The organism is Kitasatospora sp. NPDC040550 (assembly GCF_055594965.1).
The window spans coordinates 26,321-47,567 of record NZ_JBVIWC010000011.1 but is presented as its reverse complement, the minus strand read 5'-3'; the positions used below and the strand labels follow the sequence as shown (position 1 = coordinate 47,567).

Sequence of the window (21,247 nt, the reverse complement as noted above, 5' to 3'; positions counted from 1 at the left end):
CTGACGTGGAGAACATTACCTGGTCAGCGGCCGAAACACACAATCGGCCCGGAGAGCCTCAGGCGGTCAGCACCACCTTGCCGCGGACGTGCCCGGTGGCGACCAGCCGGTGCGCCTCGGCGGCCTTCTCCAGCGGCAGCGTCTCGGCGATCTCCAGCCGCAGCCCGCCCGCCTCCCACAGCCGCACCAGCTCGGCCAGCCGCTCGGCGGTGCGTGGCCCCCGCAGCCCCCGGACGCCCAGCCGCTCGGCCTCCGGGTAGTCGACCACGGTGCCGATCCGGTGCCGGTCGGCGACCAGCTCGACGGAGGCGGCCAGCGCGCCCCGCCCGGCCGCGTCGAAGGCCGCGTCCACCCCGTGCGGCGCGACCGCCCGGACCCGCTCGACCAGCCCCTCGCCGTACGCGACCGGGATCGCGCCCAGTCCGCGCAGGTAGTCGTGGTTGCGCTCGCTCGCGGTGCCGATCACGGTGGCGCCCAGGGAGCGGGCGAGCTGGACGGCGACGGTGCCGACCCCGCCGGAGGCGCCGTGCACGAGCACGGTGTCCCCGCGGCCGACCCCGAGCAGGTCGAGCGCCACGTGGGCGGTCTGGCCGGAGGCGGAGAGCGCGCCGGCCTGCTCCCAGGGCATCCCGGCGGGCTTGGCCACCAGCTGACCGGCGTCCACCGTGACCAGCTCGGCCTGGCAGCCCAGTACCCGGAAGCCCAGCACCTCGTCGCCGACCCGCCAGTTCCCGGTGCCCGGCCCGAGCCGGTCCACCACCCCGGCGAACTCGTTGCCCAGGACGAACGGCTCCTCGACCACCAGCCCCGGCGGGCGGAAGCCCTCCCGGATCGCGAGGTCCACCGGCTGGACCGCGGCGGCGTACACCAGCACCCGGACCTCTCCCGGCCCGGGTTCCGGGTCCGCCACCTCGGTGACCCGCAGGACCTCGGGACCGCCGGACCTCGGTACGGTGACCGCCTTCATGGGGTGCTCCTCTCGCCGACCCTCGCCGCTGCCGGCCGACTCCCGCCGCCGCTTGCCGGCGCTCGCCGATCCGCTGCTCGAACGTCCCGATCCTCGGATGTGAAGTGCGCTTGAGGTCAAGCGTCCGTTCGGCGTGTCCCCGCGAATGGGCGCATTGTCAGATTTATCCTGGGCGGCGCTCAGCCGTCCGTCGTCGAGAGGAACCTCCCCGTGGGCCAGCTGCCCCTGTTCTTCCTGGTGCTGCTCGCCTCCGTGGTGACCATGCCACTCGCCCGGCGGACGGGCGTGCCGCAACCGGTGCTGATGACCCTGCTCGGCATCGTCATGGCGATCGTCCCGCAGATCCCGGACGTCAAGATCGAGCCCGAGCTGATCCTCCCGCTGGTCCTGCCGCCGCTGATCTTCGCCGTCGCCCGGCGCTCCAGCGTCCGCTACTTCAAGGCCAACGCCCGCTCGATCCTGCTGCTGGCCGTCGCCCTGGTGGTGGTCACCACGATCGCGGTGGCGGGCACCGTGCACTGGCTGCTGCCCGCGCTGCCGCTCGCCGCCGCGATCGCGGTCGGCGCGCTGGTCTCCCCGCCCGACCCGGTGGCCGCCGTCGCGGTGGCCGGCAGCATCGGCCTGCCCCGCCGGCTGGTGGCGATCCTGGAGAGCGAGGGCCTGTTCAACGACGTCACCGCGATCGTCATCTACTCGCTCGCCATCGAGGCCGTGGTCAGCGGTGACTTCTCGGTCGGCCACGCCGTGCTGCGCTTCGTGCTGTCCGCCGTGCTCGCGGTGGTCGTCGGCGTGGTGCTGGGCTGGGTGAACGCCAAGCTCGCCGAGCGCCTGGACGACCCGACCCAGCAGGTCGCGCTCAACCTGCTGGTGCCCTTCGCCGCCTACACCGTCGCCGAGGAGATCCACGGCTCCGGCGTGCTCGCCGTCGTGGTCTGCGCGCTCTACCTCGCCGAGCGGGCCTCCGACGCGGACGCCGTCGCCTACCGGCTGGTCGGCAACGCCTTCTGGGAGGTGGTCGAGATCCTGATCACCGGCGTCGCCTTCGGCCTGATCGGCCTGGAGCTGGCCACCGTGCTCAAGGAGGCCGGCCGCGGCTGGACCGGCTTCCTCGGCGACGCCGCCGTGGTCATCGCCGTCGTGGTGGCGGTCCGGCTGCTCTGGCTGCTGCCGGCCGGCTGGCTGTCGAAGAGGTTGCGCAAGAACAACGAGGAGGACACCCCGTTCAGCTGGCGGGAGAGCGTGGTGCTCTGGTGGTCCGGCATGCGCGGGGTGGCCACCGTCGCCCTCGCCCTGGCCATCCCGCTCAGCCTGCACTCCGGCGCCGACTTCCCCGAGCGCGGCCGGCTGGTGTTCATCGCGTTCAGCGTGGTGCTGTTCACCCTGCTGGTGCAGGGCCTGACCCTGCCTTGGCTGGCCAAGCGCCTCCAACTGGACATCGACCAGGACGCGCACGAACAGGCCGTGCGTCAACTGTGGTGGCGCGCCGCCAAGGCCGGGCTGGCGCGGCTCGGCGAACTGGAGGAGCAGGACCGGCTGCCGACCGAGGTCGCCGACCGGCTGCGGGATCGTCAGCACGACCGGCTGGCCCGGCTCTGCCCGGAGAACTACGCCGAGGAGGAGGCCGCCGAGGCGAAGCAGCGGATCGCCCAGTGGCGGGCCGCCGCCGAGGTGGAGCAGGAGATGATCGCCGCCTCCCGCCGCGAGATGCTGGTCGCCCGCAGCGAGCTCGGCGCCGACCCGGAGCTGGTCGACCACGTGCTGCGCGGACTGGACCTGCGCTCCGAGCGGAAGTGAACACGGCCCCAGCGGCGGGTGCAACGGAAGTGACGGGCAGTCCGGCCGGTCGGCGGCACGGCCTCCGACCGGCCGGAATGTGCGCCACCCCCTCCGGAGTTGCATAGGCTGAACCCGGGCAGGCCGTCAACGGAGTCGGCGCACCACCCGTACCGCCACGACCGCGCGAAGCCGCTCGACGACGACCGGCCCCACGCCTGGCCCTGCCGGTTTCTGCACCCAGATGAATCGAGGACCCACCGATGTCGGAGACCCGCGCCGACGCCCGCACCCCGCTCGACCGGACCCCGCAGTGGGCCGCCCTGGCCAAGCACCGGGCCGAGCTGGGCGAGACCCACCTGCGCGAGCTGTTCGCCGCCGACCCCGAGCGCGGCCGCACCCACACGCTCCAGGTCGGCGACCTGCACGTGGACTACGCCAAGCACCTGGTCACCGACGAGACGCTGGAGCTGCTGCGCGAGCTCGCCGCCGCCACCGGCGTCGCCGAGCTGCGGGACGCCATGTTCCGCGGCGAGAAGATCAACATCACCGAGCAGCGGGCCGTCCTGCACACCGCGCTGCGCGCCCCGCGCGGCGCCGTGGTCGAGGTGGACGGCGTGAACGTCGTCCCCGCGGTGCACGCCGTCCTGGACAAGATGGCCGCCTTCGCCGACCGGGTCCGCAGCGGCGAGTGGAAGGGCCACACCGGCAAGCCCATCCGCACCGTGGTCAACATCGGCATCGGCGGCTCCGACCTCGGCCCGGCGATGGCCTACGAGGTGCTGCGCTCCTTCGGCAGGCGCGACCTGGCGGTCCGCTTCGTCTCCAACGTGGACGGCGCCGACCTGCACGAGGCGGTCCGGGACCTCGACCCGGCCGAGACGCTGTTCATCGTGGCCTCGAAGACCTTCACCACCATCGAGACCATCACCAACGCGATCTCCGCCCGCGCCTGGCTGCTCGACGGCCTGGGCGCCGGCACCGAGGCGGTCGCCAAGCACTTCGTCGCGCTGTCCACCAACGCCCAGGGCGTGCAGGACTTCGGCATCGACACCGCCAACATGTTCGAGTTCTGGGACTGGGTCGGCGGCCGCTACTCCTACGACTCGGCGATCGGCCTCTCGCTGATGATCGCCATCGGCCCGGACGCCTTCCGCGAGATGCTGGACGGCTTCCACCTGGTCGACGAGCACTTCCGCACCGCCCCGCCGGAGCAGAACGTCCCGCTGCTGCTCGGCCTGCTGGGCGTCTGGTACGGCGCGTTCTTCGACGCCCAGGCGCACGCGGTGCTGCCGTACTCGCACTACCTGTCCAAGTTCACCGCCTACCTCCAGCAGCTGGACATGGAGTCCAACGGCAAGTCGGTGACCCGCGACGGCACCCCGGTCGGCTGGCAGACCGGCCCGGTGGTCTGGGGCACCCCCGGCACCAACGGCCAGCACGCCTACTACCAGCTGCTGCACCAGGGCACCAAGGTGATCCCGGCCGACTTCATCGGCTTCGCCCGCCCGGTCGCCGACCTGCCCGACCGCCTGGTCGCCCAGCACGACCTGCTGCTGGCCAACTTCTTCGCCCAGACCCAGGCGCTGGCCTTCGGCAAGACCCCGGAGGAGGTCGCCGCCGAGGGCGTGCCGGCCGAGCTCGTCCCGCACAAGACCTTCAAGGGCAACCACCCGACCACCACCATCCTGGCCACCGAGCTGACCCCGTCGGTGCTCGGCCAGCTGGTCGCGCTGTACGAGCACAAGGTGTTCGTCCAGGGCGCGGTCTGGAACATCGACTCCTTCGACCAGTGGGGCGTCGAGCTGGGCAAGGTGCTCGCCAAGCGGATCGAGCCGGTGCTGCTCACCGGTGAGGGCGGCGGGCAGCTGGACAGCTCCACCGCCGCGCTGGTCGCCCGCTACCGCGCGCTGCGCGGCCGCTGAGCCCGGGGCCGGGCCGTCCGCTCCGGCGGGCGGCCCGGCCCTCCCCGTGCAGGCTCGCGGGGCGGAAACGCCGGAAGGCCCCCTGCTTTCGCAAGGGGCCTTCCGGCTGTCTGTGCGCCGCCAGGGACTCGAACCCCGGACCCGCTGATTAAGAGTCAGCTGCTCTAACCAACTGAGCTAGCGGCGCCTGCTGACAGAGAAAACTGTAGCAGCGGCCGGCGGCCGCGCCAAAATCGAATACCGGCCGCCCTCCGTTCACCCCCGGGTCACCAGGACCGGCTCGGCCGGGACGCCGGGGCCGGGCTCGCGCGCCGCCCGCACACAGGCCCACAGCACCACCGAGGCCCCGGGCAGCCAGGGCTCCCGCTCCTCCGGGGCGACGATCCAGCGGCCGGTGCCCCGGCCGGGGGAGTCCGGGCCGTGCACCATCCGCTGCAGCGGCGGGACGGTCACCGCGTCGCCCTTGCCGTGGCACAGCAGCGGCGGCACGTCCCGGGCCCACTCCTCCCAGGCCAGCAGCCGGCGCAGCCGGGGCGCCGCGCCGGGCCGGACGAACAGCAGGGTGCGCCCCCGGTAGGTCGCGACCGGGCCGCAGCCGGGGCCGGAGGCCCACAGCTCGTCCAGCACCCGGCGGCCGAACAGCGACGGCATGCTGATCACGTCGAAGGCCCGCCCGCAGGGCAGTACGGAGGGCGCCCACGGGCGGGCCTCCCACAGGGCGCGCATGCTGCGCGGGTACTCGCTGGCGGAGGCCAGCCAGGCCTCCCCGGCCACGGTGACGTACTCCACCGACTGGTGCGTCCAGATGTCCACGCCCAGCAGCCTGCGCCGTGCGCGCCCCCGGCGTGGTGGAAAGCGCCGTTCGCCGGACAGGGCGACGGGCGATCGCGTACCCTCCGCCGCTGGCATATGCCAGCGGCCGGGGGAGGGGCTGCGGGAGGGGCCGGGATGGGGTGCGGGAGCGGGGCCCTGGGTCGGGTCCGGGGCCGGGGTCAGTCCTCGTGGCGGCGCGGCTGGATCAGGCCTCGGCCGTACTCGATCATCTTGGCCGCGTAGTCCGGGGTCCAGTCCGCCCGCTCGGCGACCTCGGTGTCCGACAGCGCGTCGAACCGGCGGGGATCGGCCAACTGTGCGGCGGCGACGGCCTGGAAGTCGGTGGCCCGCTCGGCGGCGGCCCGGAAGGCCAGGGCCAGCTCGGTGGAGCGGCGCAGCAGCTCGGCGGGGTCGTCGATCGACTCCAGGTCGAAGAATCGTTCCGGCTCCGGTTCGGCGGCCTGCGGCTCGAACAGGAGCTGCGCGGGGCGCAGGCGCCTGGTGGGCTCGGGCGTCTCGGCGGGGGAGTCGGGCATGGACGGACACCTCCGGGGTCTCGGTGAGGCAGGGCGGCGGGCTGCTCCGGGCCGCGCCGCCCGGTCGTGGCCGTCGTCCATTGTCTCGCGGCGGCGGCCGGTAGCGGAACGGTGCACGTGCAGGCGCTATTCCCGGGCGCGCGCCGGGGCGATGACCCCGGGCGCCGCGCTTCCCGGTCGCATGCGAACCGGTTGTACCGGGCACGGCGGCCGCCCGTCGGACCGGGAAGCACCCGCCGAGAAGCGCCCACCGAACCGAGAACCGCTCGCCGAGAACCGCTCGCCGAGAAAACCGCCCACCGAACCGGGAGCACCCCATGCGCGCACTGTCCACCGGCCTCCTGCTGGCCGCCGCCGTCCTCGTCCCGGCCGCCCCCGCCGCCGCGGCGGAGACGGCCAAGGTCGTCACCGGGCCGCCCAGCAGCCCGGGCGGCACCTCCACGGCCACCTGCCCGAGCGGCACCCACCTGACCGGCGGCGGCTACCGGCTCCAGCCCGACGCCGACGGGCCGGTGCGCGCCAGCGGGCCGACCGCCGACGCCACCGGCTGGAGCGCCCAGGCCGCGCACGGGTCCGTGGTGGCCTTCGCGGTCTGCGAGACCGAGGACTGACCGTCTGCGGTCTGCGGTCTGCGAGGCCGAGGACTGACCGCCCACGACCGGCTACCTCAGGTGGACCCGGTGGCCGCCGAGGTGCTGGAGGACCTGGTGGTTGGCCTCCCAGCCGTCCGGGAACGCCACCGGGACCCCGAGCTGGACCGGCTCGGTCGACGGGTGCTCGTCCAGCAGCTCGGCGATCCCGGCCCGGGCGACCACGATGCAGGCGTGCCGGTGACGGGAGGCGAGCACGCAGAGCCGGCCGGTCTCCAGGTGGAAGGCGGTCGCGTCGGGGCGCCCGGAGAGCGGGTGCAGCACCACGGTGACGTCGTACTCCCGGCCCTGCAGCCGGTTCGCGGTGTCCACCGTGACGGCCGGCCCGACCGTGCCGTCCACCGGGACGCCCACCTTGAGCAGGGCCGCCCGCACCGCCGCCGCCTGGTCCCGGTGCGCCGTGCCGACGGCGATCCGGTCCGCGGTGAGCGGCGCCTCGCCCTGCTCGGAGCGGGCGGTCAGCCCCCGCTCCAGCAGCCGCCGCACGGTCGCCGCGACGGCGACCACCGCCTGCGGGTCGGTCCGCACGGTGTGCCGGGCGGGCAGCTCCAGCAGCGCCCAGCCGTGCTCGGCCGCGCGGTCGATCGCCGCGTCCAGCGCCGAGCCGTCCGGGCGGACGGCCGGGGTCAGCCCGCGGTCGTCCGGCCCGGTGCCGGAGCGGAACGGCGTGTACGGGTAGAACGCCCGGGAGATCAGCGGCGCCGCGCTGGCCGGCAGCCGCCAGGAGACCGGCAGCCGGTGCGGCTCGATCTGCGGGTTGTGCGCCAGCATCGTCACCACCGCGCTGCTGGACGGGTCGTAGGACAGGCCCGCCCACTGCTCGGTGCCGACCACGGTGAACGGGTCCAGCTGGCCCGGATCGCCGACGAACAACGCCCGCTCGAACAGCCGGGCCACCGCCAGCAGGGCGTCCGAGCGCATCTGGTACGCCTCGTCGACGATCGCGTGCCGCCACGGCGCCTCGGCCCGCACCCACTGCCACTTGGCGGCGGTGGAGATCACCACGTTGTGCTCGACCAGGTCGGCGACCTTGTCGGAGGGCGTGACATTGGCGTGCCTGAGCACCTCCGGGCCGGGCCCGGAGTCCGCCGCGTGCAGCCGGCCGATCGTCAACTCCGGTGCCTTCTCGGCCAGTCGGCCGACCAGGTCGTCCACCTGGCCGTTCGTCTGGGCGACGATCATCAGCCGCTCGCCGGCCGCCACCAGCTCCCGGGCCGCCCGCACCACCAGGGTCGACTTCCCGGCGCCGGGCGGGGAGTCCACCACCACGCCGCGCGGTGCGCCGACCGCGGGGTGGACGGTGGCCGCCAGGATCCGGGCCACGGCGGCGTCGGCGGCCGCCCCCGGGGACTGCGCCTCGATCGGTTCGGTCATCACTCCCACTCCTCGACGGCGACAGCGGCGGTGGCGGTGGCGGTGGCGGCGGACGGCGAGGGCGCGGCGGCGCCGGGCGGGCCGCCGTGGGTCCACGGGGTGTCGTCCGGGTCGGGCAGCGGCGCGGACTGGCGGACGGTCAGCTCGAACAGGGTGAAGGTGACCGGTTCGCCGGGCTCGGGCAGGCTGCCCGGCTCCGGCTCCTTCTTGCGGCCCATGCCGGACAGCACCCGCAGCGTGATGGTGCCCTCGGCCGGGTCGACCGCCACGATCCGCGCCTTCTGCGCCGTCGGCCCGTGCACCCGGTGCGCCTCCCGCCCGAGGTCGGCGTGCGGGCGGTCGGTGGTGCGCAGGGTGACCAGCGGGCGCGGCTTGGGGGAGCGGCCGGTGGTGTCGTAGTCCGGCACCACCTCGGTCACCACTCCGCTGAACGCCTCGCCGGAGAGCCGGTGTTCGGCCATCGCCAGCGGGTCGTCCAGCGCCTCCTGGACGTCCAGCCGGGCCTGCTCGCGCTCGCGCTGGGCGAGCTTGCGGGCCGCGGTGACGGCGTCGTCCTGCCGGGGCTGCGGGGGCTCACCCGCCGCCAGGCGGTCCCGGTGGCCGGTGTAGGACCAGCGGTCGCCGGTCCAGCGCTCCTCCAGGTGACCGGCCGGCGGCAGGGCGCGCAGCAGGTCCAGGCCCCGCCAGACGTCCCGCCAGGTCGGCAGCAGGACGGCGGACAGCGCCCGCTCCAGCTGGTCGACCGCCGCGCGGACGGCCGCCCGGGCCCGCTCGGCGGCGGCCTCGTCGTGCTGCTCGGTGCTGTGCTGCAGGGCGTTGACGGCCGCGTCGTAGCGGGCGATCGCCGGGGCCAGCACCCCCTCGTCGAAGGCCGGGTCGGTGGCCGGACCGGCCGGCGGGTGCAGCAGCTGGCCGTGCTCGTCGCGGGCCGACTCGGCCAGTTCGGCCGCCCCGGCCCCGGTCAGCCCCGGCGGCGGCGCGTGCCAGGCCAGCCGGGCGGCCAGGTGCTGGTCCTCCAGGTGGCTCTGGCCGGTGGCCCAGTGCCGGGCGAGCAGGCCGGTCATCGGCAGCAGCAGGCTGGAACCGGGCACCTGGGCGCGGTCGGTGAGGTGGGTCAGCCAGCGGCCGAGCAGCGGCACCCGCAGCGGCGCCGGGTGGGGGCCCGGGTCGGTGTCCTCGGCGGTGCGGCGGAAGCGGGTGGAGCGGCCGATCAGGGCGAGGTGGTGCACGCCCCCGCTGTTGGGCACGATCAGCTGCGGCGCGTCCGTGCACAGCTCCCGGAACACCTGGGTCTTCTCGCCGGTCTCCGGGTCCTTCTCGGAGCCCTCGATCTGTTCGACGTCCGTGCCGAAGGACTCCAGGTAGGGCAGCAGGTCGGCGGCCAGCGCGGCCAGGTAGTCGAACCGGAGCGTGCGGTTGAGCGGCTGCGGCACCAGGTGCAGCCGGGGTGCGTCCCGGTCGGTGCCCAGCAGCACGGCCAGCGGCGCGCCGGCCTCACCGGCGGCGGTCAGCGGGACGACCACCATCGGGCGCTCCGACAGGTGCCGGTGCCGGACGGTGGCCAGCGGCTCGGCCCGCCCGCTGCGGACGGCCTCCAGCCGGGCGAGGGTGGTCAGCAGGCTCATGCTTCCGCACCCAGGGCTTCCCTACCCAGGGCTTCCGCGCGCAGGGCTGCGGCGTAGGCCAGGCGCGCGGCCGCCTCGTGCGCGCCGTCGCCGTCCTCGCCGTCCTCGCCGTCGTCGTCCGCCTCCACGGCGCCGGCCGCGGCGGCCAGGGCCTCGGCGACCGTGCGGAGGGCGCCCAGCTCGCCGCGCACGCCCCGGCCGAGCTGCTCGACCCGGTCGTCGCAGCGGGCCCGGGCGCGGCAGTGGAAGCCGAGTTCGCAGGTGGAGAGGCAGTCCGGGCTGTAGGCGGCGGGCACCGCCTCGACCGAGGCGGTCAGCTGTTCGGTGCTGCGGGCCGGGGCGCCGTCCTGGTCGGCGGCCAGGTCGAAGTCGGTGCCGGGCGGCAGCGTCGCCAGCAGCCGGCCGATGCCGGTCATCCGGCTCAACTGGCGGCGGGTGGTGGCCAGCTCGCGGCGGACGTCGACGGCGACCGCGGTCGGCCGGTTGCCGAAGTCCTTCGGGCAGACCAGCAGCACGGTGGTGCGGGGGCTGCCCGGCAGCCGCTGCTCGGCGTACGGGTCGTCGGTGAGCGGCAGCCCGGCGGCCGCGGCGGCGGCGTGCTGGAGCGCCAGCACGTACACGGCGGCCTGGCGGGCGGCGGCGCCGACCTTGGCCGGGTCGGCGCTGCCGTCCAGCACCGGGAAGGACTTGATCTCGACCACCGTGCACCGCCCGCCGTGCACCACCAGGGCGTCCGGCTCCAGGTAGGCGGTGCTGCCGGCCACGGCGAGCCGCAGCATCGGGTGGTCCAGCAGCGTCCAGGCGTCCGGGTCGGCGGCGGCCCGGGCCAGTGCCTCGGCCGTCCGGTCGGCGCGGACGGCCGGGCCGGAGCGGTGCAGCAGGTCCGGGACCAGCAGCGGGGTGCGGTCGTCCGCGGGGACGCCGAGGTGGGCGCGGAGCGGCTCCAGCAGGGCGGCGTGGTCGTCCGCCTTCAACCGGGACTCGAAGACCAGGCCGCGGGCGATCGCGAACGGGGACTGCCCGAAGGGGGCGGGGCGGCCGAGCCGGGCGGCCAGCGCCGACTTGTCCACTCCGGCCGCGTCCAGGACGGCGCGGCGGTGGCAGCCCGGATTGGCGGCCAGGGCGGCGAGGGAGCGGGCGTTCAGACTGCGCTGCGGGGCCGGTCCGCGCAGCTCGGCGAGCCGCAGGGCGAGCGGCTCAGCGGGCCCGCCGAGCGGGACGTTCGTCGAGACGTTCATGGTGCGGCCCAGTGTCGCATCCGGGTCCGACAACGCGGTGCGGACCGGGCGGTTCCGGCCTGTTCCGGTTCGTTCCGGCCGCAACCGGCGGCCCGGGCCGGGCTCGGACCCGGCTCGGGCCCGGCTCGGACCCGGCTTCGACCTGGGGCGGGGCGGGGCGGCCGGGGCCCGCGATCGTGGCCGCCGTGCCGGTGGGGGATCATGGAGCCCGGTGCTCAAGGGTGAGACCGACCGTTGACCGCCCCGTTGCGAGGAGCCTGCCATGCCCGCCCGAATCGTGCTGGTCCGCCACGGTGAGACCGAGTGGTCGGCCACCGGCCGCCACACCGGCCGCACCGACATCCCGCTGACCGAGGAGGGCCGGGCGATGGCCCGGGCGCTCGGCGCCCGGCTCGCCGAGGCCCCCTGGAACGGCCTGCCGGACGCGCTCGTCTACACCAGCCCGCTCGGCCGCGCGAAGGAGACCTGCGCGCTGGCCGGGTTCGGCGACCGCGCGGTCGACCGCCCCGAACTGCTGGAGTGGGACTACGGCCAGTACGAGGGCCGCACCGGCGCCGACATCCGGGCCACCGACCACCCCGGCTGGCTGATCTGGCGCGACGGGGTGCCCGGCGGCGAGAAGCTCTCCGAGGTCGCCGCCCGGGTGGACTCCTTCCTGGCCGAACTCAACTCGGAGCACGGCGTCCCGGAGTCGGACACCACCGAGATGCACTGCGCCGACCGGGACGTCGTGCTGTTCGCGCACGGCCACCTGCTGCGCATCCTGGCCGCCCGCTGGCTGGGCCTGCCGCCCGAGTTCGCCCAGCGGTTCAAGCTCGGTACGGCGGCGCTGTGCGTGCTGTCCTGGGAGTACGGCGCCCCGGCGGTGGAGATCTGGAACGACCTGTCCCACCTGGAGGGGCTGAACACGGGCCACTGAGGCCGGTGTTGACGATCCGTCGCGACGGTCGTCGGTCCGCTCAGGCCGCCGCGGCCCGGTCGTAGCCGATCAGGAAGCGGCGGACCTCGGCGACCGAGGCGTGCTGCCGCAGCCGCCCCGCGGTGTCCGCCAGCATGCTGCGGATCCGGGCCGAGCGGACCTCGCCGAACAGCGCGACGGCGGCCGAGCCGTGGTGCGCCGCCCCCGCCAAGTCCCCCCGGCCGAGCCGGTCGTGGGCCAGTTCCGCGGTGTACAGCACCCGGTTGCGGACGAAGTGCGGCTCCTGCAGCGCTATGGCCAGCGCGGCCTGCTCGCTGGCCCGGTCCCAGTCCTCCAGGGCGGACCAGCACTGCGACTGCAGCCCCGCGATCTCCGCCTCGCCGAAGAAGGACATCCACTCCGGGTCGGTCTCCGACGGCCCCCGGTCGAACAGCGCGTAGGCCCGGCCGATCGCGCGTTCGCAGCCGGAGCGGTCCCGCAGCACGGCCCAGGCGCCGGCCTCGCGCATGGCGAGCAGGGCGAGCAGCCGGGCGGAGTCCAGCTCCCGGGCGGCGGCCTGCCCGGCCTGCGCGGCGCGCAGCGCCTCGCGCGGGCGTCCGGCGTCCCGGGCGAGGAAGGCGCTGTTGCAGAAGACGTGCGCCTCCAGGGCGGAGTCCCCGGCCATCCGGGCGGTGGCGAGCGCCTCGGCGTAGAACGAGCGGGCGTCCGCCAGCCGGTTCGAGTCGTGCGCCAACCAGCCCACCGAGATGGCCAGTTCGCCGGCCCCGGCCTGGAGCCGGCGCTCGGTCTCGGCGCTGTACTCGCCCTCGTTGAGCAGGACGTAGGCGGTGCGCAGGGACTGCCCGGCGAGTTCGTACAGGGCGTCCGCCCCGTGGGCGTCGTCGGCCAGTCTGATGTCCCGGACGGCCTGTTCGACGCCGAACACCTCGGCGGCGCCGACCTTGCGCAGCGGCGGCACCGGCCCGGGCCGCCCGGGCACCAGCGGACCGGCGCCGTGCAGTGCGGGCGCGGTGAACTCCGCACCGGGGAAGGCGGATCGGCCGGGCGCCGGGCCGAAGCCGGGGCCGGTGGCGGTGACGGCAGGGGTGACCGGGCCGGCGGCGGCCGGCCGGTCGATGCCGATCACGGTGGCCAGCGCGGTCGTGCCGCCGGCCAGGAACGTACGGCGACGCACGTCGTCGTTCTCCTCGTCGGGATAGGGCGATCCATCGGGCCCCCTGGGCACCGCGCCGGCCATCGGCCACGGGGGCCCGTCCGGAGCGGCTGGATCCGCGTACGGCGAGGCAGCGTACGGGAGTCGAGTGGAGAGTGGTGAGCGCGGGGCGGGCAGGGGCGGGAACGGTTGATGGACCGGGAGGTGGAGCGCGGCCGCCCCGGCGGCCGTCCCGCCGCCGTCCGCCGAGCGGCGGCGGACGGCGGTGCGCGGGGCGAAGCCGAGGTCGGTGAGCGTGCGCCCCGGCCACATGTGCCGGAACACCCGCTCGTAGGCGTAGTTGGGGCAGCGGATCTCACCGGACTCGACCCGTCCGACGTAGCGGGCGTCGCAGGACACGTGCTCGCCGATCTCGCGGGCTGCGCGGCGGACGGCCATGGCGAACTCGCCCGGTGAGCGGTCGCCGCGCAGTGCGCGCATCACGGTGTTGGGGGACGGTCGGTTCGGCTCGGCCGGTGGGGTGGCTGCCATGGCGCCGAGAGTACTCGGAGTCACCGGTCGGACACGTGGGGTTCGCGCGGCATATGCCATCAATTCGGTGCAAAGCGGGCATTGTTGTCGGATATCCGCCATGAAATGCCATGCCTTGCTGTAATGCGCCCCGTGGCCTCCGGCGGTCCCGCGGCGTTGTCCTGATACGTGGAAGCCCAGGCCGTCCCCCCGGCCCGTCCAAGCCCCCGCGGCCCCACACCCGGCGGCAGCGCTTCCGAACCGACGAGGTACAGGAGGGCCCATGATGGCCACCGGACTGCCGCAGTACCGACCCGTCGCCGGGGGCGTGCTCGCCGCCGCCGTCCCCGCCCTGCTCCCCGACCCCGCCGACGACCGGTTCCCCGGCCGGGGCCCGGTCGAGGGCGGCCGGGGCTCCTGCGGCGGACTGCGCCGGGACGCCGTCGTCCCGGCCGAGGACACCCTCCTCACCGGCTGCGACACGGTGACGGTCGCCCTGCGGCACGGCCTGGAGGCCGTCGACATCCTCAGGCTGCGCCGCGCCTGCGGGGCCGTCCTGCAGAGCCGCAACGGCAGCACCGTCTCCTTCCTCGTCCCGGCCGGCACCTGGGAGACCTGGCACCTGCCCGGCAGCTCCTGTACGGCCGGCGCCCTGGTACCCGGCGCCACCGACCCGCGCTGGGTGATCCCGCCCTCCGGAACCGGCCGCGCCACCCGTCCCACCGACGCCTGGGTGCTCCGCTCCGCCCTCTGCGAGGCCGCCTGCACGCTCACCGCCGGCGGCCTCGGCCCGTTCTAGCGGCGTGCCGCGCGGATCCGGCCGGGCCCGTACGCCTCCGACCGGATCCCCGTGGCACGCCCCTGACCAGGGGTGCGCCTTCTCGACGGGCACCTGCCCGGGACACCCGCCCATGTCGCCGTCCGGCGATAATGGCCTCCATGGGACGAAGCAACAGGGCCGCGCGCAGCCCCGAACCGGCGCTCGCCACCGGCGCGGACGGCCGCACCCACGCCCAGGGCCCGCTGACCCGCCAGGTCGGCTCCGGCCTGGCCGAACTGCGCCCCGACCGCGACCGTCCGCACGCCTGGACGCTGCTGGTCGACGGCGCCCCGCAGTCCCTGGTCGACCTCGCCGACCCCACCCACCTGGGCTTCGAGTACCAGCGCCGGCTCGGCCACCTGATCGACCTGGTCGCGCCGCCCGGCCGTCCGCTGACCGTCCTGCACCTGGGCGGCGGCGCGCTCACCCTGGCCCGCTACGTGGCCGCCACCCGGCCGCGCTCGCGCCAGCAGGTCGCCGAGATCGACACCGCGCTCACCGAACTCGTCCGCGCCGAACTCCCGCTGGAGCGCGGCTGGCAGATCAAGGTGCGCGGCGGGGACGCCCGCGGCGTGCTGGAACGCACCCCCGAGGGCAGCGTCGACCTGGTCATCACCGACGTCTTCTCCGGCGCCCGCACCCCGGCCCACTGCACCACCGTCGAGTTCACCACCCTGGCGGCCCGCGCCCTCGCCCCGGGCGGCTGGTACGCCGCCAACATCGCCGACGGCGGCGCGCTGCCCTTCGCCCGCTCCCAGGTCGCCACCCTCGGCGCGGTCTTCCCCGAACTGGTCCTCACCGCAGACCCGGCCGTGCTGCGCGGCAAGCGCTTCGGGAACCTCATCCTGGCCGCCGCCCACGCCCCGCTCCCGATCGCCGACCTGACCCGCCGGGTCGCCTCCGACGCCTCCCTCGGCCGGGTCGAACACGGCCGCGCCCTGGCCGACTTCACGGCCGGCGCCACCCCCGCCACGGACGCCACCGCGGCGCCCTCCCCGGCGCCGCCGCCGGGCGTCTTCCGGTGACGGTGCTGCTGGTTGTGCCGGTTGTGCGAGCCGTGCCGGTTGTGCCGGCCGTGCCGACTGTGCCGGCAGCGCCGACGGGCCCGGTGCGGGCCGCCGCGCGGTAAATCCGTTGGTGTGCGGTCCGGTTGCGGCGCACACTGGCCGCAGCCGACCGGCAGTCGACGCGAGGGGGCCGCATGCGCATCCGATCCGCCCGTCCGGACGAGGCGGAGCTGCTCACCGCCATCGCCCTGCGGGCCAAGGCGCACTGGGGTTACGACGAGGCCTTCATGGCCGCCTGCCGGGAGGAGTTGACCCTGGACGCGGCCGCCGTCGAACGGGCCTCGACGCTGGTGGCCGAGGAGGGCGCCCGGGTGCTGGGGTTCGCCGCCCTGACCGGCAGCACGCCGTCCGGCGAGCTGGACATGCTCTACGTGGAGCCGGACCGGATCGGCCGCGGCGTCGGCCGGGCCCTGTTCGAGCGGGTCCGCGACCGGGCCCGGGCCGTCGGCCTGCGCCGCTTCACCATCGACGCCGACCCGAACGCCGAGCCCTTCTACCTGGCGATGGGCGCCGTCCGGATCGGCAGCACGCCGTCCGGCTCGATACCCGGGCGTGAACTCCCGCTGCTGGCGGTGGAACTGGGCCCTGAGCACTCAGCTCCGAGGCATCAGCTCTGAGCTCTGAGCTCTGAGTTCTGAGTTCTGGGTTCTGAGTTCTGAGCCCGGCTCCTGGTCCGGTGCCGCCGGGGGCGGCTCAGTGCCCGCGCGGCAGTCCGCGGTGCTTGAACATCGCCGCACCGGTGAGCAGCAGCCCGGCGGCGATCGGGGCCAGTACGGCGGTCGCGGTGGCGGTGCCGTCCTCTGCGGCGGTCACGGTCGCGGTGTCGGCGAGGGCGAGGGCCTCCGGCGTCCCGGGGCCAGCGGGGGTGGTCGGGGTCGCCGTGGGGGCCGCCGTACCGGCCGTTGCGGCGGGTTCCGTCGAGCCCGGTCCCTCGTGCGTCGCGGCCTCCCGGACGAGAAGCGTCCCGGCCGCCCCGGGACGGGCCGGACTGTTCGGGTCGTCGGTGCCGGTGGTGGGGCCGGACCGGGGGCGGGGGACGACCGGCAGTGCGGCCGGTTCGCCCTCGCGGGAGGCGCGCGCGCCGGAGGGGCGGCCCTGGGCGGGGACACCGCCGAGCAGACCGGAGGCGAGGGCGAAGGCGTCGGGGACGGCGGCGCCCTGGCCGGGCAGCGGGAGGCCGCCGGCCCGGATGCGCTCCTGGAGGACGCCGCCGACCACCCCGGTGGCCGCGTCGGACGGTCCGTCCGCCGGTTCGCCGCCGGCCCGTGCGCCATTGGCCCGGGCACCATTGGTCCGTGCGCCGCTGGTCCGTTCACCGCCGGTCGGTCCGCCACCGCTCGGCTCACTGCCGGTCGGTCCGCCGACCGGCCCGGGCGAGCGGCCGGGGTCCGCGACGCCGTGCTGCCCCGGGCCGACCGGGCGGACGGCTGACGGCCCGTCGAGCGCCGGCCCGCCGTGCACGGCCCGGCGGACGGCTGGTCGGGGCTGCTCGGACGGGGATTCGGCGGTGGCCGCGTACGCACCGGGGGCGCCGACGCCCCAGAGCTGGGCGAGCAGGGCCCCACCGGCGGCGACGGTGCGCGGGCGGGGCAGCCACCGGGCGGCCGCTCGCCGCGCTCCGGCGACGCCGCGGGCGGCGGTTTCCTGGGGCTCGGTCGCGTGATTGGCTCGCACGTGAGTTGAGAACGAGCGGGCGGGCGGTGAGGTCACGGCCACCGTCACGGACAGTCATCGCACAGGTGGCCCCGGGGTGCTGTTCCCGGGGCCACCGACCGCGCGGCGGTCAGGAGTTGGGACGCAGGGTCCAGGTGACCGTCATCACACCGGTGACGGCGCCGTCGGCGCGGGTGATCTCGACGGTGACCGGGAACTCGGGGCGGCCGCCGGCGTCCAGCTCGGCGACCACCTCGGCGGCCGGGCGGCCGAGCACGGCGGTGGCGGTGACCTCGCCCATCGCCAGCTTCTTGTAGGCGATCTCGGCGTTCACGGCGAGCGGCACGGCCCGGGACAGCTGGTCCCCGAAGGCGGCCAGCACGATGCAGCCGCTGGCGGACTCGGCGAGGGTGAACATCGCGCCGGCGTGCGGGCCGCCGACGTGGTTGTGGTACGCGGGCTGGTCGGGCAGCCGGAGCACGGCGCGGTCCGGGGTGGTCTCCAGGTACTCGAGCTTGAGGGTGTGCGCCATCGGCACGGTGGCGTCGAGCATCTGGCCGATCGAAGGAGTGGTCATGGCGACGATGTTACTAGCCGGTAGCTTGTTGCGGCAGGGGCCGACCGGAAAACCCGGGCCGCCGGGCACAACTGAGCCCGCGCCCGATCGGAGAACACGTCGGAGGCGCGTGGGAATGCGTCGGAGAACACGCCGGAGACGCCTGGGAATGCGTCGGAGAACACGCCGGAGAACATGTCGGAAATGTGTGGCGGAACGCGAAAACGCCTGAGGGGCCGATCTCTTGAAGAGATCGGCCCCTCAGGTTCTGGGGTGAGTGACGGGACTCGAACCCGCGGCCACCTGGACCACAACCAGGTGCTCTACCAACTGAGCTACACCCACCATCTGTCCGGTCCGTTCCCGCTCTCGCGTTCCCGTTCCGACAGGAAGAACTCTACAGGATCCGAGAGGGTGCTCGCGCCAGGGTTTCGTCCCGGCGAACGACGGCACCCCCTCCGACCCCGCGCAGTCCCGGTCAGTCGGTCGCGGCCCGGTACTTCTCCGCGATCCCGCGGGCCGTCTCGGCGTCCGGGCCGGGCTGCGGCACGAACACCGCCTCGCGGTAGTAGCGCAGTTCGTCGATGCTCTCGCGGATGTCCGCGAGCGCCCGGTGGTTCCCGCCCTTCGGCGGGCTGTTGTAGTACGCCTTCGGGTACCAGCGGCGGGCCAGCTCCTTGATCGAGGAGACGTCCACGATCCGGTAGTGCAGGTGCTTCTCCAGGGCCGGCATGTCCCGGGCGAGGAAGCCGCGGTCGGTGGCCACCGAGTTGCCGCACAGCGGCGTCTTCCCGGCCTCCGGCACGTGCTCGCGCACGTACGCCAGGACCCGCTCCTCGGCCTCGGCCAGGGTCACGCCCTGCTCCAGCTCCTCCAACAGGCCGGAGGAGGTGTGCATCGCGCGCACCACCTCCGGCATGTTCGCCAGGGCCTCCGCCGGGGGGCGGATGATGACGTCCACGCCCTCGCCGAGGATGTTCAGCTCGGAGTCCGTCACCAGCACCGCGACCTCGACCAGGGCGTCCCGGTCGAGGTCGAGGCCGGTCATTTCACAGTCGATCCATACCAAACGGTCATTCACGCAACTCACCCTACGGCGCGATCACGCGCCGCGGGGACCGGAGGAGCCGACCGGGGGGCCGGAGCGCAGCCGTCGGCCTGGTGCTCCTCCGCCCCGTCGTGCGTGCCGGGGCCGTCCGGACGCTCGCCCTCCCGGCCGGTACGGACCGCGTGGCCGTCCCGCCCGGGCCGGGCCTCGCGCGCCGTCCGCGCCCCGTCCGCCGCGGTCGCCCGGGCGCCCGGTGCGCGGACCTGCGGAGCCCGCGCCTGCCGGCCCCGGAGCTCCGCCGCCCCGGCCGCCGGCTGACCGGCGGCACCCGTCGGAACCCGGCCGCCCGGCGCACCGTGCGCCCGTCCGGCCGCGCCCGGCTCGTCGCCGGGCCGCCCGTCCGCGCTGCGGTGCCCCTGGCCCTGCCCGCGCGCCCCCGGCTGGGGGTGGCCGTCCTCGGCCGCCGCGTGCTCGGCGGTGCGCGGCGGACGCCCCGCACCCGGACCGGCCTGCGGCGGCACCAGCGGCGACCGCACCGGACCGCGCGCCGCACCCTGCTGCCCGGGGTGCGGTTGCTGCGCGGCCTGCTGGTGCGGGTACGGCTGGCCCGCCCGGCCGTGGAAGCCCTGGGCGGCCGGCGTCCCGGCCTGCCCCGGACCGTACGGACCGGCCTGTCCGTGCGGCACCTGCTGTCCGTGCCCGACCGGCTGCCCGTGCTGGCCCGGCTGGCCGGCCTGGCCCTGGGCGCCCGGACCGGCCGGGTACGGGTGGCCCTGCGGCCCGCCGTGCCCCGCGCCGCCGAACAGCCCGCCGCCCGCCGCGGCCGCCGCGTGCGACAGGGCGCCGGGCAGCCGGATGTCGGCCGCCGGGGTCGGCGTCTGCTGCCCGGGGCGGCGTGCCCGGTAGCTGGTCCGGTACGCGGCCGGGGAGACCCCGAGCTGACGGCGGAAGTGCCCGCGCAGCGCGACCGGCGACCGGAACCCGCACCGGCGCGCCACGTCGTCCACCGACAGCTCCGACGTCTCCAGCAGCCGCTGCGCCTGGAGCACCCGCTGGGTGATCAGCCACTGCAGCGGCGCACTGCCGGTGAGCGTGCGGAAGCGGCGGTCGAAGGTGCGCCGGCTCATGTAGGCACGGGCCGCCAGCACCTCGACGTCGAACTGCTGGTTGAGGTTCTCCAGCGCCCAGGTGACCACCTCGGCCAACGGGTCGTTGCCGATCTCCTCCGGTAAAGACTGATCGATGTACTGGGCCTGTCCGCCGCCGCTGCGGCGACTGGGCACCACCAGGCGGCGGGCCAGCGCGTTGGCGGCCTCGGCGCCGTGGTCGCTGCGCACCACGTGCAGGCACAGGTCGATGCCGGCGGCGGTGCCGGCCGAGGTCAGCACGTCGCCGTCGTCCACGAACAGCTCGCGCGGGTCCACGTGCACCCGCGGGTACCGCTTGGCCAGGGTCGGCGCGTACATCCAGTGGGTGGTCGCCGGGCGGCCGTCCAGCAGTCCGGCCGCGGCGAGCACGAACGCACCGGTGCAGAGCCCGATGATCCGCGCGCCCTCGTGGTGGGCCTTGCGCAGGGCGGTGATCGCCTCGACCGGGGGCGGCTGGGAGATCGAGCGCCAGGCCGGTACGACGATCGTGCCGGCCCGGGCGAGCGCCTCCAGGCCGTACGGCGCGGAGAGGGTCAGGCCGCCCGTGGTGGCCAGCGGTCCCTCCTCCCCGGCGCAGACCAGGAGTCGGTAGCGGGGCACTCCGGCGTCCTGGCGGTCCACGCCGAAGACGGAGAGCGGGATCGAGCTCTCGAAGATCGGTGCGCCGCCGAAGATCAGCACCGCGACGGTCTCCCGGCGGCGCCGACCGGACAGCTTGCGAGGGGAGCCGATGGTCGCCAGCGCGTTCGCGGAGCCGTTGCCGCCCGGGGAGCCGTGGCCCAGCGGGCCGTGGCCGGGGGCGGCGCCCAGGGCCAGGCCGCCGCCGAGCGGGCCGGCGCCGGAGCCGTTCAGCCCCGGGGCCGCGCCGGTGGCGGGGTGGGCCGGGTGGCCGGGGTGGCCCGGGTAGTCGCCGTAGGGCTGCGCGGGGCCGCCGTGGGGCTGGCCCGCGCCGTACGCCGCGCCGTAGCCGGGTCCGTACGCCGCGCCGTGGCCGGGTCCGTGCGCCGCGCCCTGGCCCGGATTGACGGCGCCTCGGCTGACGGGCTGTCCGGCTGGGTTCGGGTAGCCACCCGGGTGTCCGCCCTGATGTCCGCCCGGGTGCCCGCTCTGGTGTCCGCCCTGTGCCGGCTGCGTACCGTACGGGGTCGGGCCGCCGTGGGTGGGGCCGCCGTGCTCGGCCGGGGAGTGGCCGGGGGCCGCGGACGACACGGGGGGATAGGGGGAGTGCGAGGCGGGGCCCGAGGGGCTCGGGATGCCGGAGGCGCGGGTGGTGGCGGCGATCGCGGAGGTGCCGGTGCTTCTCACGGGCCGACTCGCCGGGCCGGCCGGCGCCTGGCCGCTGTCAGGACCCGCGTCGCTCCTGCTCACCCTGCTCAAGGCGCTCAAGCCCCCTCGGTGGTGTGGTGTGGGTGGTGCGGCACTGCTGGCCAAGATCGAAATCTATCGGGTGGACCGTTGCCGTTGTGACAAGT

Annotated in this window: 17 protein-coding genes, 2 tRNA genes and 1 pseudogene; 7 read left to right on the top strand and 13 right to left on the bottom strand. The window is 75.6% G+C overall.

The genetic code is table 11. From position 1 onward, the window contains the following. Positions 1-58: 58 nt before the first annotated feature. Positions 59-967: an NADP-dependent oxidoreductase gene (locus ACZ58X_RS17915; RefSeq protein WP_470334586.1), complete on the bottom strand. Its 909-nt coding sequence runs from the start codon at positions 965-967 to the stop codon at positions 59-61. Between the two features lie 210 nt (positions 968-1,177). Here ACZ58X_RS17915 and ACZ58X_RS17910 point away from each other — a divergent pair, with 210 nt between their 5' ends. Together ACZ58X_RS17910 and pgi are read left to right on the top strand one after the other, a co-directional pair. Then, complete coding sequence (locus tag ACZ58X_RS17910) at positions 1,178-2,761, top strand: Na+/H+ antiporter (protein WP_470334585.1); 1,584 nt, start codon at positions 1,178-1,180, stop codon at positions 2,759-2,761. Positions 2,762-3,003: 242 nt separating this feature from the next. Continuing rightward, positions 3,004-4,665 carry a glucose-6-phosphate isomerase gene (gene pgi, locus ACZ58X_RS17905; RefSeq protein WP_470334584.1) on the top strand — a complete coding sequence of 554 codons (1,662 nt, stop codon included), beginning with the start codon at positions 3,004-3,006 and terminating at the stop codon, positions 4,663-4,665. Positions 4,666-4,778: 113 nt separating this feature from the next. Here the strand turns inward: pgi and ACZ58X_RS17900 are convergent. The 3 genes from ACZ58X_RS17900 to ACZ58X_RS17890 all read right to left on the bottom strand — a co-directional run bounded on the left by ACZ58X_RS17900 (position 4,779) and on the right by ACZ58X_RS17890 (position 6,014). Next, positions 4,779-4,852, bottom strand: a tRNA-Lys gene (locus tag ACZ58X_RS17900). Between the two features lie 68 nt (positions 4,853-4,920). After that, a complete protein-coding gene (locus tag ACZ58X_RS17895; protein ID WP_470334583.1) occupies positions 4,921-5,478 on the bottom strand; it encodes a bifunctional DNA primase/polymerase in 558 nt (185 codons plus the stop codon). Positions 5,479-5,657: 179 nt separating this feature from the next. Continuing rightward, complete coding sequence (locus ACZ58X_RS17890) at positions 5,658-6,014, bottom strand: hypothetical protein (protein WP_375883340.1); 357 nt, start codon at positions 6,012-6,014, stop codon at positions 5,658-5,660. A 317-nt stretch (positions 6,015-6,331) separates the two neighbouring features. On the opposite strand from ACZ58X_RS17890, the gene ACZ58X_RS17885 reads away from it, so the two are divergent. Further along, the gene (locus ACZ58X_RS17885; protein WP_470334582.1) at positions 6,332-6,625 is read left to right on the top strand and encodes a hypothetical protein; all 294 of its coding nucleotides are present in this window, start codon (positions 6,332-6,334) and stop codon (positions 6,623-6,625) included. A 51-nt stretch (positions 6,626-6,676) separates the two neighbouring features. On the opposite strand, the gene ACZ58X_RS17880 is transcribed toward ACZ58X_RS17885, so the two are convergent. Genes ACZ58X_RS17880 through ACZ58X_RS17870 form a run of 3 tightly spaced genes read right to left on the bottom strand, consistent with a single transcriptional unit; the run spans position 6,677 to position 10,901 of the window. Next, positions 6,677-8,038 carry an AAA family ATPase gene (locus tag ACZ58X_RS17880; RefSeq protein WP_470334581.1) on the bottom strand — a complete coding sequence of 454 codons (1,362 nt, stop codon included), beginning with the start codon at positions 8,036-8,038 and terminating at the stop codon, positions 6,677-6,679. Further along, the gene (locus ACZ58X_RS17875; protein WP_470334580.1) at positions 8,038-9,663 is read right to left on the bottom strand and encodes a hypothetical protein; all 1,626 of its coding nucleotides are present in this window, start codon (positions 9,661-9,663) and stop codon (positions 8,038-8,040) included. Before ACZ58X_RS17875 ends, ACZ58X_RS17880 begins: the two co-directional genes overlap by 1 nt. Continuing rightward, complete coding sequence (locus ACZ58X_RS17870) at positions 9,660-10,901, bottom strand: hypothetical protein (protein WP_470334579.1); 1,242 nt, start codon at positions 10,899-10,901, stop codon at positions 9,660-9,662. The genes ACZ58X_RS17875 and ACZ58X_RS17870 overlap by 4 nt, the downstream gene beginning before the upstream one ends. A gap of 262 nt (positions 10,902-11,163) precedes the next feature. On the opposite strand from ACZ58X_RS17870, the gene ACZ58X_RS17865 reads away from it, so the two are divergent. After that, entirely contained in the window at positions 11,164-11,820 is a 657-nt protein-coding gene (locus ACZ58X_RS17865) for a histidine phosphatase family protein (protein ID WP_470334578.1), read from the top strand. A gap of 40 nt (positions 11,821-11,860) precedes the next feature. On the opposite strand, the gene ACZ58X_RS17860 is transcribed toward ACZ58X_RS17865, so the two are convergent. After that, a complete protein-coding gene (locus ACZ58X_RS17860; protein ID WP_470334577.1) occupies positions 11,861-13,504 on the bottom strand; it encodes a tetratricopeptide repeat protein in 1,644 nt (547 codons plus the stop codon). Positions 13,505-13,766: 262 nt separating this feature from the next. On the opposite strand from ACZ58X_RS17860, the gene ACZ58X_RS17855 reads away from it, so the two are divergent. From ACZ58X_RS17855 to ACZ58X_RS17845, 3 genes are all read left to right on the top strand, one after another. After that, positions 13,767-14,282, top strand: coding sequence for a hypothetical protein (locus ACZ58X_RS17855; protein ID WP_470334576.1), 516 nt, complete (start codon positions 13,767-13,769; stop codon positions 14,280-14,282). A gap of 140 nt (positions 14,283-14,422) precedes the next feature. After that, positions 14,423-15,328, top strand: coding sequence for a spermidine synthase (locus tag ACZ58X_RS17850; protein ID WP_470334575.1), 906 nt, complete (start codon positions 14,423-14,425; stop codon positions 15,326-15,328). 176 nt (positions 15,329-15,504) lie between these two features. Then, positions 15,505-15,987 carry a GNAT family N-acetyltransferase gene (locus ACZ58X_RS17845; RefSeq protein ID WP_470334574.1) on the top strand — a complete coding sequence of 161 codons (483 nt, stop codon included), beginning with the start codon at positions 15,505-15,507 and terminating at the stop codon, positions 15,985-15,987. 76 nt (positions 15,988-16,063) lie between these two features. On the opposite strand, the gene ACZ58X_RS17840 is transcribed toward ACZ58X_RS17845, so the two are convergent. From ACZ58X_RS17840 to ACZ58X_RS17820, 5 genes and pseudogenes are all read right to left on the bottom strand, one after another. Next, positions 16,064-17,044, bottom strand: coding sequence for a hypothetical protein (locus tag ACZ58X_RS17840; RefSeq protein ID WP_470334573.1), 981 nt, complete (start codon positions 17,042-17,044; stop codon positions 16,064-16,066). A gap of 109 nt (positions 17,045-17,153) precedes the next feature. Next, the gene (locus ACZ58X_RS17835) at positions 17,154-17,600 is read right to left on the bottom strand and encodes a DUF4442 domain-containing protein (protein ID WP_350504886.1); all 447 of its coding nucleotides are present in this window, start codon (positions 17,598-17,600) and stop codon (positions 17,154-17,156) included. A gap of 248 nt (positions 17,601-17,848) precedes the next feature. Beyond that, positions 17,849-17,924 (bottom strand) — tRNA-His (locus ACZ58X_RS17830). 133 nt (positions 17,925-18,057) lie between these two features. After that, positions 18,058-18,660 carry an oligoribonuclease gene (gene orn / locus ACZ58X_RS17825; protein WP_375883407.1) on the bottom strand — a complete coding sequence of 201 codons (603 nt, stop codon included), beginning with the start codon at positions 18,658-18,660 and terminating at the stop codon, positions 18,058-18,060. Positions 18,661-19,507: 847 nt separating this feature from the next. Continuing rightward, positions 19,508-20,516, bottom strand: a pseudogene (locus ACZ58X_RS17820) (helix-turn-helix domain-containing protein); the annotation flags it as partial. Between the last annotated feature and the right edge of the window lie 731 nt (positions 20,517-21,247).